At 64.6% G+C, this 12,946-nt stretch carries 13 protein-coding genes and 3 pseudogenes; 7 read left to right on the top strand and 9 right to left on the bottom strand.

All coding sequences use genetic code 11. The annotated features are described in order from the left end of the window. Nucleotides 1-34: 34 nt before the first annotated feature. From OKW35_RS10155 to OKW35_RS10165, 3 genes are all read left to right on the top strand, one after another. Nucleotides 35-727: a lytic transglycosylase domain-containing protein gene (locus OKW35_RS10155; protein ID WP_429551807.1), complete on the top strand. Its 693-nt coding sequence runs from the start codon at nucleotides 35-37 to the stop codon at nucleotides 725-727. A 194-nt stretch (nucleotides 728-921) separates the two neighbouring features. Beyond that, on the top strand, nucleotides 922-1,839 hold the full coding sequence (locus OKW35_RS10160) for a DUF2242 domain-containing protein (RefSeq protein ID WP_429551844.1): 918 nt from the start codon (nucleotides 922-924) through the stop codon (nucleotides 1,837-1,839). Between the two features lie 780 nt (nucleotides 1,840-2,619). Continuing rightward, nucleotides 2,620-2,871 (top strand): hypothetical protein, encoded by a 252-nt coding sequence (locus tag OKW35_RS10165; protein ID WP_184056386.1) that lies wholly within the window; start codon nucleotides 2,620-2,622, stop codon nucleotides 2,869-2,871. A 79-nt stretch (nucleotides 2,872-2,950) separates the two neighbouring features. Here the strand turns inward: OKW35_RS10165 and OKW35_RS10170 are convergent, their stop codons facing one another. Continuing rightward, a complete protein-coding gene (locus OKW35_RS10170) occupies nucleotides 2,951-3,880 on the bottom strand; it encodes a DMT family transporter (RefSeq protein ID WP_429551808.1) in 930 nt (309 codons plus the stop codon). Nucleotides 3,881-4,116: 236 nt separating this feature from the next. Between OKW35_RS10170 and OKW35_RS10175 the strand changes: the two genes are divergently transcribed. After that, complete coding sequence (locus OKW35_RS10175) at nucleotides 4,117-4,869, top strand: IclR family transcriptional regulator domain-containing protein (RefSeq protein ID WP_018418696.1); 753 nt, start codon at nucleotides 4,117-4,119, stop codon at nucleotides 4,867-4,869. A 265-nt stretch (nucleotides 4,870-5,134) separates the two neighbouring features. After that, nucleotides 5,135-5,344: a hypothetical protein gene (locus OKW35_RS10180; protein ID WP_184056380.1), complete on the top strand. Its 210-nt coding sequence runs from the start codon at nucleotides 5,135-5,137 to the stop codon at nucleotides 5,342-5,344. Between the two features lie 151 nt (nucleotides 5,345-5,495). Here the strand turns inward: OKW35_RS10180 and OKW35_RS10185 are convergent, their stop codons facing one another. Next, complete coding sequence (locus OKW35_RS10185) at nucleotides 5,496-5,771, bottom strand: hypothetical protein (protein ID WP_018418694.1); 276 nt, start codon at nucleotides 5,769-5,771, stop codon at nucleotides 5,496-5,498. A 53-nt stretch (nucleotides 5,772-5,824) separates the two neighbouring features. Then, the gene (locus OKW35_RS10190) at nucleotides 5,825-6,583 is read right to left on the bottom strand and encodes a Mut7-C RNAse domain-containing protein (protein WP_187612748.1); all 759 of its coding nucleotides are present in this window, start codon (nucleotides 6,581-6,583) and stop codon (nucleotides 5,825-5,827) included. A gap of 93 nt (nucleotides 6,584-6,676) precedes the next feature. Here OKW35_RS10190 and OKW35_RS10195 point away from each other — a divergent pair, with 93 nt between their 5' ends. Further along, entirely contained in the window at nucleotides 6,677-7,546 is an 870-nt protein-coding gene (locus OKW35_RS10195) for an NAD(P)-dependent oxidoreductase (RefSeq protein WP_184034705.1), read from the top strand. A 106-nt stretch (nucleotides 7,547-7,652) separates the two neighbouring features. After that, entirely contained in the window at nucleotides 7,653-8,288 is a 636-nt protein-coding gene (locus tag OKW35_RS10200) for a LysE family translocator (protein WP_184065758.1), read from the top strand. Between the two features lie 242 nt (nucleotides 8,289-8,530). Here the strand turns inward: OKW35_RS10200 and OKW35_RS10205 are convergent. The 6 genes and pseudogenes from OKW35_RS10205 to OKW35_RS10230 all read right to left on the bottom strand — a co-directional run. Further along, a pseudogene (locus OKW35_RS10205) lies at nucleotides 8,531-8,749 on the bottom strand (OmpW family outer membrane protein); the annotation flags it as partial. Further along, a pseudogene (locus tag OKW35_RS10210) lies at nucleotides 8,709-9,140 on the bottom strand (DUF2957 domain-containing protein); the annotation flags it as partial. The pseudogenes OKW35_RS10205 and OKW35_RS10210, both read right to left, overlap by 41 nt. Beyond that, a pseudogene (locus OKW35_RS10215) lies at nucleotides 9,064-10,203 on the bottom strand (DUF2957 domain-containing protein). The pseudogenes OKW35_RS10215 and OKW35_RS10210, both read right to left, overlap by 77 nt. A gap of 112 nt (nucleotides 10,204-10,315) precedes the next feature. Then, nucleotides 10,316-11,263: an N-acetyl-gamma-glutamyl-phosphate reductase gene (gene argC, locus OKW35_RS10220; RefSeq protein WP_429551809.1), complete on the bottom strand. Its 948-nt coding sequence runs from the start codon at nucleotides 11,261-11,263 to the stop codon at nucleotides 10,316-10,318. A 211-nt stretch (nucleotides 11,264-11,474) separates the two neighbouring features. Continuing rightward, nucleotides 11,475-12,047, bottom strand: a complete 573-nt coding sequence (locus OKW35_RS10225) for a flavodoxin family protein (RefSeq protein WP_429551810.1) — start codon at nucleotides 12,045-12,047, stop codon at nucleotides 11,475-11,477. A 91-nt stretch (nucleotides 12,048-12,138) separates the two neighbouring features. Further along, nucleotides 12,139-12,735, bottom strand: a complete 597-nt coding sequence (locus OKW35_RS10230) for a YbhB/YbcL family Raf kinase inhibitor-like protein (RefSeq protein ID WP_429551811.1) — start codon at nucleotides 12,733-12,735, stop codon at nucleotides 12,139-12,141. Nucleotides 12,736-12,946: the final 211 nt, after the last annotated feature.

Here is a 12,946-nt window from a genome sequence, read left to right on the forward strand (position 1 = left end):
AATGCGCGGATCTTTGCTTCCTCCGACGTCCACTATGAGCCGGTTACTTTGCCTGATCGTGCTTTCGCTCGGCCTCGCGCAAACCGCGGCGGCCGACGAAAACACCGACCGAATATCGGCGTACCTGACGCAGAAGTTCGGTGTGGGCAAAGAAAAGGCTCAAAAGATCTCCGACGCGGTGCAATCCGCCGCCAACAAATACTCCCTTCCTCCGGCGCTGCTGCTCGCCATCATCTCGATCGAATCCCGCTTCAAGGAAAAAGCCCGCGGCGCCAATGGCGCGACGGGGCTGATGCAGGTCGTGCCGCAGGCGCACCGCGGCCTGCTGCGCAAGGTGAAGGATCTGACCGAGCCGGGTGCGAACATCGAAGCGGGGTCGGCGATTCTGTACGGCTACATGCGCTCGGCGAACGGCGATCTGAATACCGCGCTCAAGAGCTATGGCGGCTCGAAGGCCTATGCGCAGAAGGTGAATCTGCGCGTGGAGGATTTCGCGGCGGTTGCGACACCCGCTGACGGCGCTTCCGGGGCCGTTGGGCGGGCCGCGTCGTGCGAGGCGGATCGTTGCGCCAGCGCGAATCCGTGGGCCGACGCGTTCAGCGTGCCGGCGGTGCTCATTGCATCCGCGGCACCCGCCGCGAGCGGGGCAGCCGGGGCATCGTCGGCCGCGACCTCTGGGTCGACTTCGGCCGCGACGATTGGCTCGACGCGCACGACGTCGAACTAGGCACGCGCGCGCGATTTCTTTCGCATTTTCGCCCGCATGCACTGCGAGGGCGCGGCAGCGTGCTTCAAGTTGACGTGGTGTTACCCGCTGCAATAGGGTCCGGGCTGTACCTTGCACGCTTTTTACGCACGTGACGCTGCCCGCTCTACAATGCATTTCCATTCGCGCCCACGAGGCGCTTCTTGCAACTGATCATGCAGAACCCCTTTTCCCGCACCACCGCCGCGGCCCTGTTCGGGCTGGTCGCGCTCACGGCATGCAGCAGCACGCCGCAACCCCAATTCACTCAGGAACTATTCGAAACCGGTGCAAGCCCGTACGCGCGCAATTTCAATTCGAGTACGGGCGATAGCTGCGAAGCCGCGCGCCGCGCATTGCTGAGCCAAGGCTACCTGACGACGATGTCGCGTCCCGATACCGTCGACGGCACGAAGAATTTTCAGCCGACCGGCGATTCGCACGTGGTCGTCGAATTTCACGTCGTGTGCACGCCCGGCGAAGAGGCGGCCGATACCAGCATCGTGTACGTGAACGCGGTGCAGAACGGCTTCGCATTGAAGAAGAGCGATACGTCGGCGAGCGTCGGGCTCAGCGTGCTCGGTTCGCTGTCGCTGCCGATTCGCTCCAATAGCGACGCGATGGTGAAGATCTCGAGCGAGACGATTCCGTCGGGCAAGTTCTATGACCGCTTTTTCGGTCTCGTCGATCATTACTTGCAGACGGTCGTGCGCACGCAGCCGGTGACGAGCAGCCCGATCGAGACGCGGACGCTGCCGATGCCGGTAGCAGCGCCGCTTCAACTGACGATCCCTGAACCTGTGCCCGAGCCGGTAGCGGCGACCACCTCCGCTGCAGTTCGAGCGACGCCGACCGTGCCGGTTCAGACGACCTCACCAGCGCTCGCTCAACCGACGACCGACAAGCCTGTCGCCGTGACGTCACCAGCTGCGGCTCAGGCGGTCCAGTCAGCGCCCGCGCCAGTGCAGTTAACCGCGCCCGCACCGGTTCCGTTGACGACACCGTCGACATCCTCGCCGGTCCAGCCCGCCGACCCGATTGGCCAGGCTGCAGCGATCGAACCCGCGAGCGGCACGGCGCCTCTGGTGCCGTGACAGCGGCGCAGCGGCTTTCGCATCGAGGCTGATCAAGGTCCGATCAGCCTCTGATTCAGGCGCGCAGCGATATTCACCTTATAGTGTTTACTTGATACGTATACATACGTAGTAGTAGTTAACAAGGGTCAACCGATTCTGTGGATAAGTCGCAAATGTCGCGCCGCTTCAACATCATGCGAAACCTATAACCCTGCGGAACACGCCGGTAGAAAAACTACATAACTGGGATAAGTTCGAACACCGTTAGCCGACCCTGATCCTTATCAAGATTTCGCGCACAGGCTGTTCGTCGCGCTATCCCGAAGTTATTCAGAGGTCGCTGTGGATAACAAGTCTCCGACCGACACTTCCCGTTGCTCCCGCATCGACGCTTCGCGCGACGCGAAGCGCTCGCCAACGCACAGATTTCCGCCCACCGAACGCGCACATTGATAACGCGGCACGAAGATTGCGCGCCTTCTTATTGCAAGCGCGACTGTTGCTATTTAGTCAAAATCATTTGCCCAACGAACAATCCGGCATAGAGTTAAAGTGCTTTGTGAGGTTTCTGGTGCAGTGCGGGGGATGTATGAGACGCAGATCAGCACGACAGCTAGTCCGTCTTCTGTCGGACCTTCGACATGCGGCCCATTGCAGCTCGTTGCGCGCGGTCGCGACGAGTCGGATGATGGCGCTGGCAGCCGCCGAGGCCGCCGAGAACGGCGACGCCGCTCGCGACGACGACAGTCCCGAGTCCACGCGCGATGCGCAGCGCGACAAGCTGTTCCGGAGCAGATCATGAGAGCCGCGAGCGAACAGTCGTTGCGGTTTCTGGTCGAGAAGTGGCTTTCGCCATCGCCGGCCGAGCCGGTTCACGTGACGGAGTTCAGCCGCACGCGCGCGGGCGGGCGGCGCTATGTGAGGGTGGAGACGTCGTCGGAACAGGGCGGGCGGGGTTTGTTCTTCTTTCGCCACGACGACGGCTGCTGGTGCGTGTTTCCGCCAACCGCCGATACGCCGAGCCTATTCGCTCATCCGCGCGCGGCATAGTTGGGCGAAGGGGCAAGACGCCTGTCGGCGCGCATCGCGCACCGAGCGTTGGCGTCGAATCGTTTTAAAACGCTGTAAATCACATCACCTGCGGCGCACGCTGCCGGGCGCGTTTCCAGCCCGGCAGTATCTGACACACGATCAATCCCGCGAGCATCAGCGCAGAGCCGAACAACGCGCGCGTCGTCAGCGTTTCGCCGAGGACGAGCCAGCCCGCAAACGCCGCGAACACGCCTTCCATGCTGAAAATCACCGCCGCATGCGAGGGCGCCGCGTAGCGCTGCGCGACCACCTGGATCGTATACGCGACGCCCACCGATAACGCACCGCCGTACGCGATCGTCGGCGCGGCTCGCGCAATTACCGCGGCGCTAACGGGTTCAATGGCAAGGCCGATCGACAGGCACACGAGCCCACAGGTCACGAACTGCGCGAGTGCGAGCATCAGCGTGTCGTGGCGCGCCGCGAAGCGGCCGACCAGCATCATCTGCGCGGAAATCACCAGCGCCCCGGCGAGCTGATACCAGTCGCCGTACAGCATCGAAAAGTGCTCGTCGACGCTCAGGAAGTACATGCCAACGGCCGCCAGTAGCGCGCCAAGCCACGTACGGAGGCCAGTCCGGTGGCGCAACAGCACGCCGAGCAGCGGCACGATCACCACATACAGCGAACTGATGAAGCCCGCGTTCGCGATCTTCGTGTACTGCAGGCCGATCTGCTGCAGCGAGATCGACACGGCCAGCACGACGCCGAGCAGCCCGCCCGCGCCAAGCAGTTCGCGGGCTCCGCCGGGCGCGCGCTTCGTCAGCTCGGCGAGCGCCGCGCGGCGCTCGCAGACGATCATCGTCAGCACGACGAGCGCGCCGAGCAGAAAGCGCAAGCCGGTAAACAGGAACGGGCCGATCGTATCGAGGCTCAGTCGCTGTGCGACGAACGCGGAGCCCCAGATCATCGCGGCGATCAGCATCAGCACGTTCGCGCGCAGGTGTTGGCGGGTATCGGGATGCAAGATTTCTTATGGTTTGTCTTGGGATCGCGCTGGGAAGCCGCGCAGGCGCGCCACGCGGTGCTCAGCCGGTAAGGAATCGCTCACATGATACGCGGGCGTCGCGCGCCGGGCAGGCAAAGCCCGCAAGTCGCGCGATAATCGCGCAACGGCCGTGCGGTCGCCGGCCTGCAGATCGCGGTGATCAAGCGACTTGCGGACCGGACCGCGATCCCCCGCTCCTTCCACGAGCAAACGAAATGGACGACAAGGACTGGATCGCGGGCGCCGCGAAGGCGCTCGCGATCATCGAAGCATTCGACGAAGAGCACGCGCGCATGACGCCAACGATGGTCGCCGCGCGCGCCGGCCTGTCGCGCACGGCTGCGCGCCGCTATTTGCTGACGCTGCGCGAGCTCGGCTACGTCGACACCGACGGCAAGCTGTTCTGGCTGGCGCCGCGCGTGCTGCGCCTGGGCCAGTCTTACCTCGATTCGGCGCGCTTGCCGCGCACGGTGCAGCCGTTCCTGCAGCGGATCACCGCGACCGTGCAGGAAACCGCGCTGGTCGCGATCCTCGACGAACACGACGTCGTCTACGTCGCGCGCAACGGCGTGAATCGGGCGATGGCGGTCGGCTTCGTGACCGGCTCGCGCGCGCCGGCGCCGTTATCGTCGGCGGGGCTCGTGCTGCTCGCGTTCCAGCCGCCCGACAGCATCGACCCGTGGCTCGCGTCGTATCCGATCAAGGTTTTCACGCCGTACACCTATTCGACCGTCGAACGGCTCAGAGAAGTGCTTGGCGAAATCCGCCGCAACGGCTACGTGGTCACCGACCAGCAGCTCGAGATCGGTGTGCGCGGCGTCGCGGTCCCGCTGCGCGACCGGCACGGTACGGTGGTCGCGGCGATCAGCGTCAGCATGCCGATCGGCGAGGAGTCGGCGAACGCCGCGCTGCACCGCGTTTTGCCGGCGCTGCAGGAGACCGCGAGCCTGCTGCGGAACCTGGTTTGAGCGCCGCGAAGCGGTCGGCGAGGCGCGCGGGCGGCGGCTTCACGGGGACCTGGTAGGGTCCTTGGTGCGCCTTGCAGGTAGATGAAAGCAGGCTGAAAGCAGGCTGTCTCCCGGAAAATACATATCGAGTTTTGCGCATGACAAACCGCCTACGCCTGGGTAATACTCTCCCGCGGGGAGCACAAGGCACCTCGAAGTCCAGCCGCTCTACCGTGCAGCTGTATTCATTCACATTGACTCAGTCGTCTGGTTTGGGGATCAACACATGAAAAAAGTTATCGTCTCGCTCGCAGCCGCTTCGATCGCACTCGTTTCCGTTCAGGCTTTCGCGCAGGCATCGGATGCCGCTGCTATGGAAGCAGCAAGCGCACCGAAGAAGCACCACGTCAAGCAGTTGAAGACCCACGGCAAGAAGGCACACGTTTCCGCCGCAGCTTCGGCAGCAGGCACGAACGACAAGGGCGTGCAGAACTAAGCCAACGCGCGCTCGTCGGGCGCGACATAGCGCTGCGCCGCACCGTTTGCCGGTCGGTGCAACCGGTGGCGGCAGATGCATTGCCAGCAAAAAGGCCAGAGCTCGCGCTCTGGCCTTTTTGCTGTTGCGGCGGATTTTGCGCGCGGGAAGATCAGCCCGCGAGCCCGCGCCGGATCACTTCATCCAGCAGCCCGTTCAGGCCGTCCGGATGACTGGCGGCGCGCGTTTTCAGCTCCTCCACCAGCTCGCCGTTGAGCTTGCACGCAAATGGGACGAGGCCTTGCGCCTGATCGAGCTTGCGCTGCTCGCGCCGGTCGATCTTCGGCTCGGTCGCCGCGTTCTTGCCGCCGCGGTTAGCGGTCGCCTGTTTCATCGCGTTGCCCAGTTTCAGCGCCTTGTTCTTTTCAAGGTCGGTTTTTTTCATCATCGGAAAGGCCTCTGCCAAATAGATCAACCCGCATTGTACGCAAGCGCGGGGCGTCAGCCGACACGGTCCGGTGCGCCGGCGGAGACGCTGTCCATCAACGCGCGCATCCTCTGCCAATGCGTGCCTTCCCAGAACACGCGTCGGCATACATCGCAGGTCACGAAGCGGCTGTGCCGCTGCAGCACGCCGCGCGGCACGCGCAGGCCGGCTTCCTCGCGTGCGATGCGTCGCAGCGGCGCGTTGCATACGAGGCATAGCCGAAACGGTTGCGCGCTGCGCGCGAGATCGAGTCGTTCGAACACTTCGCGCAACTGCTCACGCGGCCGCAGCGCGCGCACGTAGCAGCCATGCGTGATGTTGCGGCGTTTGAGCAGCTCGCGGTCGCGCGTCAGCACGATGCGCTGCTGCGCGGCGGCGAGCGCCTCGATATCGGCGTCGGGAAAGTGGTTGTCGTACAGCGTATCGAAGCCCGCAAGCCGCAGAAGCGGCGCGAGGCCGCCGAGATGCGCATCGGCGATGAAGCGCATCACGCGCAACGGCCGCTCGCGCACGCGCAGCAGCGGCTGGATGTCGAGCGCCTCGAATTTCGGATAGACCGCGACGCGGTCGCCGTCGGCGAGCGGATGATCGAAACCGACCGAGTCGCCGTTTACCAGTATCAGCTCGACCTCGGTATGCGGCACACCGAGCACTTCGATCATGTGCTTGGTCGTTGCGCCGCGCGCGCAGACGCAGGTGAACGCGCGCCGGCGCAGCGGCCGGGCGATGAAGTCGTTCAGCTCCTCGTAGAAGCGGAATGTCGCGGTGACCATGCCTGCAGTATCGCACCGCTCGGGTTGCGCGTTGTCCTGCGCTTGTCGCATGAGTGTGCTCTACTTCGGGTTCTTTAGAAGACGGAGCGATAGATGGACATCGGTTTTATCGGTCTCGGCGAGATGGGCGCCGCGATGGTTGCAAACATTCTGAAAGCCGGGCACCAGGTGCGCGTGTGGAACCGCTCACCGGAAAAGGCCCAGCCGCTGGCCGGGCTGGGCGCGCAAGTCGTCGCGACGCCGGCTGAAGCGTTTGCGGGCGACGCCGTGTTCTCGATGCTCGCCGACGATGCCGCGCTGCGCGAAGTCATCACCGCGTCGTTGCTCGAACATGCGCCGCGCGGGCTGATCCACGCGAATATGGCGACGATTTCCGTGGCGCTCGCCGAGGAGCTGGCGACCGCGCACGCGTCGCGCGGCGTGCATTACGTCGCCGCACCGGTGCTCGGGCGGCCCGACGTCGCGGCCGCGGGCAAGCTGACGATCGTCGCGGGCGGGCCGGCCGAATCGATCGACCGGATCCAGCCGATTTTCGACGCACTCGGCCAGAAGACCTGGCGCATCGGCTCGCTGCCGCAGCAGGCGAACGTGATGAAGCTGGCCGCGAACTTCATGCTCGGCGCGGCGATCGAGACGCTCGGCGAAGCGGCCGCGCTCGTGACGGGCCACGGCCTCGCGATGCAGGACTTCCTCGACGTGATCACGAGCGGCCTGTTTCCGGGACCGGTGTACTCGGGCTACGGCAAGCTGATCGCCGAGCAGCGCTTCGAGCCGGCGCTGTTCAAGGCGCGTCTGGGACTGAAGGACGTGCGCCTCGCGCTCGCCGCCGCCGATGCGGTGACGACGCCGATGCCGGTCGCGAGCGTGGTTCGCGACAGCCTGATCGAAGCGATCGCGCACGGCGACGGCGAGAAGGATTTCGCGGTGCTGGGTCAGGTCGCGACGCGCCGGGCCGGCCGCTGACGGCGCTGTCGATCGCCGGACGCGAGCGCTCGACGCAGCGTGGCCGCATGAGTCGCGCTGGGCGGCAAGGCATAATAGCCGCCCGATCCCCCTACACCCGATTTCGATGACTCTGCATACCTGGTGGCTGTTCGCCGCCACCGTTTTCGTCGTTTCCGCGATTCCCGGTCCCAACATGCTGCTCGTAATGACGCACGGCGCCCAGCACGGCCTGCGTCGCGCGAGCGCGACGATGGCCGGTTGTCTATCGGCGCTGGTGCTGATGCTGGTGGTATCGGCGGCGGGGCTCGGCGTGTTTCTGGCGGCATGGCCGACCATGTTCAATGCACTGCGCATGATCGGCGCGGCCTACCTCGTATATCTGGGCATCAAGGCATGGCGCGCGCCGGCCGACGAAACCGCTGCGCACAACGTCGACGACCTGACGGCCCGGCCCGCGCGCTCGCGCTTCGCGCTATTTCGCAACGGCTTTCTGGTCGCGAGCAGCAATCCGAAGGCGATCCTGTTCGCGGCCGCGCTGCTGCCGCAATTCATCGATGCAACCCAGCCGAAGTTGCCGCAGTTCGGCGTGCTGCTCGCGACGTTCGCGTCGATCGAGGTCAGCTGGTATCTGGTGTATGCGGGTTTTGGCACGCGCATCGGCGCCAGGTTGAAGAGCCGCAGCGTCGCGCGGATGTTCAACCGGCTGACGGGCGGTGTGTTCGTCGGTTTCGGCGCGATGATGGCGCTGGTGAGGCACTAAGCACCGCGCGTGTCGGCAGACAAGGGCAAACTGAGCCGTACCCATGTGACCGTTGTATGTCTGCAACATTGAGGGTCAACCCTAATTTGCATGTTGCAACGCACCAAGCGGTCTGCTATAGTTCGTCTTGTCTCCTCCATGTCTCCTCTGATATGGATTCAGCCCGCCAACTTAGGTGGGCTTTTTTTTGCCCGGAATTCGCCGCGCGCCCAAGGCGGCGCCGCGACCGCGGAAAATCAAATTCAGAACTTATACGACACGGCCAGGAAGGAAATGATCGGGTCTGCGTCCAGATCCGCCTTCGACACGCCAAGCTCCGTCCCATCGGCCGCCTTGATGATGACCGACGACGTCGTCTTCAGCGGGATATACGTGACCGACGCAACGAGCCCCCAGTGCTCGGTGATGTTGTACGCAAGGCCCGCGTTGAACACCGGCGCCCACGACGACGACGCCTTCGCCCACGAAAATCCGCGCCGGCCGGCTCGCATCGAGGCTCGCGCCGTTCAGGCGGAACGCGCACTGGTTCAGCTTGTTGGTCGGTAGCCGCTTTTCCGGGGGCAGGGAGCCGCCCGCGACCTGGCCCGCGCGCGTCGGGGCGACGGTGCCGGTGGTGGCGGGAATCGGCGACTGGATGTAGCTGATCTGCCACGTCATCTTCGTCGTATCGAGCTGCAGTTTGACGAGTTCACCGTCTCCGCCGCCACCGGTGAAGACCGTGCCGTAGTCGAGCGACGCAGGGCACAGTCGCGTTTCGGTCATTGGTCCGTCGCCGTTACTGCTGCTGCCGCCGCCGCACGCGCCCAGCAACGGTGCGCACAGAGCGAGCACCGAAATGATTTTCGAATTCATACCGCCCTATGGCCCACAGCACATTCACGCGTCGTCTGGCCAGAGCAATGATGATCTGATGATGTCGCTTCCCCTCTTTGCGTTTGCGTGCGTAGAACGCGGCGCTCTCGGGACAGCGCATCGATGCGAATGCGGACTGATAGAAGATCTGCTTGAGACGCTTGTCGCCCTTTTGAGGTCGTTTGAGCCAGCTGGATTTGCCCGATTGCTTCAGGACCGGAGCCAGGCCAGCGGCAGAAGCCAATGCATCAGGCGATCTGAAGCGGACCGTTGGGCCTGCCACGGCGATGAATTCTGCCGTCAACATCGCGTCGAAGGTTTCGACGGCGTTCGTAGCGACGGTTTCGTAGTTCGCGGTCGGCGACAGGTGGTACAGCAGCGTTGTAGGTGCCGGCAAGCTTCGTGATGTCGGTCGTCATGCTCGCGAAGCCGAGGAACGGATAGAAGTCGAAGTGCCGCTTGTTGACCGCGCCGATGGCGGGAACGCCGGGCAGCAGCGCGATGCCTGCATACTGGATCGTCGCGCCCGGAATCCCGCCGTCCGCGACGCCCTTGCCGATCAGGATCATCGGCGGGTTCGGGTTGTCGACGAAGTCGGGCGTCGTGTAGGTCGTGCCGTCCGACGCGGTGCCGGTGCCCGCGCCGAGGATGAACGCGCAGCGTGTCTGCTCGGCGGTCGGCAGTATGCCGATGGGCGGGTGAATCACCGCGCCCGTGATCTGCGTGCCCCTGCGTGTGACGGAGACGCTCGCGCTGGTGAGCGGAATCGGCGACTCGAGCCACTTCAGCGTGTAGGTCATCGCGGTCGCGTCGATATTCAGCTGAACGATTTCGCCGCTGCCGGCGCCGCCGAGGTAAGTGCTGTTGACGAGGTCCGCGATGTCGGGGCACAGCGTCGCGGTGCTAGCGCTGGGCGTCGGCGCGCCTTGCGTACCGCAACTCGCGCCCGCGCATTGCGCCGGTGTGACGGAGCCCGGATTGTCGGCTTTGCCCCGCCGCAAGCGATAAGAAAAGGTGCTGTGGCAATAGCCATTGCCAGGCCGCGAGTTATGCCGTGCGACATGCTGCTGGCGGAAAACAATGCAGTGCAATGCAATGAGCGGGCTTTAAAACAAAAAAAGCCGGTCTGAAAAGACCGGCTTTTTTCGTGGCACCGCGGATGCGGGTCGACTCGCCTAGCGTTTCAAACCGGTGTCTTCGGCCGCGCCGATCGCGAGATTCATGCACTGGATCGCCGCACCCGACGCGCCCTTACCGAGATTGTCCAGCCGCGCGACGGTCACGAAGCGCTCTTCGTTGCCGAACACGAACAGGTCGACGCGGTTGGTGTCGTTGTTCGCCTGCACGTCGAAGAAGCCGTTGTCGAGACTCGCGTCGGCGTTGAACGGCGCGACGTGCACGAACGCTTCGCCCGCGTAGTATTCGGCGAACTGAGCCTGCACGTCCTGCGGCGTCGTCTTCTTCGCGAGCTGGCCCGGCGAGAAGTACGTGGTGACCGCGAGGCCCTTGTAGAAGTCGCCGACGATCGGTGTGAAGATCGGCGCCGACTTCAGGCCCGTATGCGTGGCCATTTCCGGCAGGTGCTTGTGCGTGAGACCGAGCGCGTACGGGCGCGGGCTCTTGAGTCTGTCGTTGCCGCCGGCTTCGTAGTCGGCGATCATCTTCTTGCCGCCGCCGCTGTAGCCAGTGACCGAATAGGCGTGCGCGGCGAACTCGGGCGCGACGACGCCGCCTTCGACGAGCGGGCGCATCGCGAGCACGAACGCCGAGGCGTGGCAGCCCGGCACGGCGATGCGTTTGGCGGTGCGCAGGCGTTCGCGCTGCGAGCGAGCCAGCTCGGGCAGGCCGTAGGCCCAGTCGGGCGAGGTGCGGAACGCGGTGCTCGCGTCGATCAGCACCGTGCGGTCGTTCTCGACGAGCGAGGCCGACTCGCGCGAGGCGACATCGGGCAGACACAGGAACGTGACGTCCGACGCGTTGATGAGACGACGGCGCTCGTCCAGGTCCTTGCGCTTCGCTTCTTCGATACGCAGGATTTCGACGTCGGCGCGCTGCGACAGGTATTCAAAAATTTTCAGGCCGGTCGTGCCTTCCTGTCCGTCGACAAAAACTTTCGTGCTCATCTCGATCTCACTCGCTGGAAACGGGGCGCGACGCCGCGCCGGAACGTTATTTTAAGACGTCATCGCTGCGACGGTGCGGTGCAGCGCGAAAAAACGACGATGCGCGCACAACGTGACGTTGGCGTGACCCGTTGCGCGGCGAATGCGGGCTGATGACCGAAGATGAACCGCGACGTCGTTTCGGCGCCGTTCAGCCATTAGCCGCGCGCCGCTACCCGCGCGGCGCGATCCAGCGCGCGGTGACGCCCGCAATGCGCGCGCCGAACAGGCGCGCGGTTTCGAGATCGCCCGGCGGCGGCGCTTCGTCGGGCGACGCATCGGCCGCCGATTGCGTAAGCAGTCCGGTAAAGCCGCCGACGAAGTTCAGATCATTGCGCGTCGCGGCCTTCGTGTTCGACGGCATCATGCCGGTGCCGGCCCAGATCATGCTGTGCTGCATCGCCAGCGTGACGAAGTACTGAACGGTCGAGAACTTGTCGCCGTTCATCGTCGCCGAGTTCGTGAAGCCGGCTGCGATCTTGTCTTTCCACGCCTGCGCGAACCATGGTTTCGAACTGGCGTCGGCGAACTTCTTGAAATCGGCCGACGGGCCGCCCATGTAGGTCGGCGCGCCGAAGATCAGCGCGTCGGCGGCGGCGAGTTCGTCCCACGAGGCGTCGTCGAGGTCACCGACCGGCATCATCTTCGCCCGCGCACCGGCTTCCAGCGCGCCCGCGAGCACGGCTTCGGCGACCTTCTTCGTGTGGCCGTAGCCACTGTGATAAACGATGACGATCTTCGACATGAAGTGCTCCAGCAAAGCGATCGGGAAGGCGAACGGCGCAAGCCAGGCGATGCTGCGCGGCGGCGCCCCATCACGACCGCGACGGCCGCCACTAGCGCCCGTAATTGACCTCGAGCCGCGCGCTGCCGATCGCGGCCGTGCCGATCTCGTGATCGAACATCAACGCGGGACGTCCTTGCGCGAGACGCAGATCGGCCGAGTTCAGCGCGTACACGGTGATGATATAGCGATGCGGTTTGCCGGGCGGCGGGCACGGGCCGCCATAGCCGTCGGTATCGAAGTCGTTGCGCGCTTCGACCGCGCCGAGCTTGCGCAGGAAACCGGACGAGCTCGCATTCTCGGGCAGGCTGTCGACCGTGGCGGGGATGCCCGCGACCGCCCAGTGCCACCAGCCGCGCCCCGGCGCGTCCTCGTCGAACATCGTGATCGCGAAGCCGCGCGTACCGGCCGGCGCGTCGCGCCATGAGAGCTGCGGTGAACGGTTGCCGCCCTTGCAGTCGTTCCGGTCGAACACCTGCGCATTCTGCACGGTGCCGCCCGCGCGCACGCTCGCGCTCGTCAGCGTGAACGGCTCGTCGGCCCGCGCACCGGCACTATGCGCTGCCAATAGCGCAAGCATCGCGCCGACGGCGAGCGATCGATGCCGCCAAGATGAAGCCAGCGAAACAACCAGGCAACGCATGCGCATATGCCGGTTCTCCTGTAAGGGCGCGAGGCGCGGGTCCTCGCGACTGTCGTTGTCCTGAATTGTGCCCCAAGGTCGAATCAAGTCTAACATCAGCGCTGATTAGCTCTGCGACGCAATATGTTCGCGTGCCGCGGAATTCGCAGACAGGAAATCAGCTATAGTAAGGGGGTTGTCGTGCGACCCTTACTGCATTTGACTCGTTTAAATAGCG

The sequence above is a fragment of the Paraburkholderia sp. MM5477-R1 genome (assembly GCF_050436385.1).
In the GTDB taxonomy this organism is placed as follows: domain Bacteria; phylum Pseudomonadota; class Gammaproteobacteria; order Burkholderiales; family Burkholderiaceae; genus Paraburkholderia; species Paraburkholderia tuberum.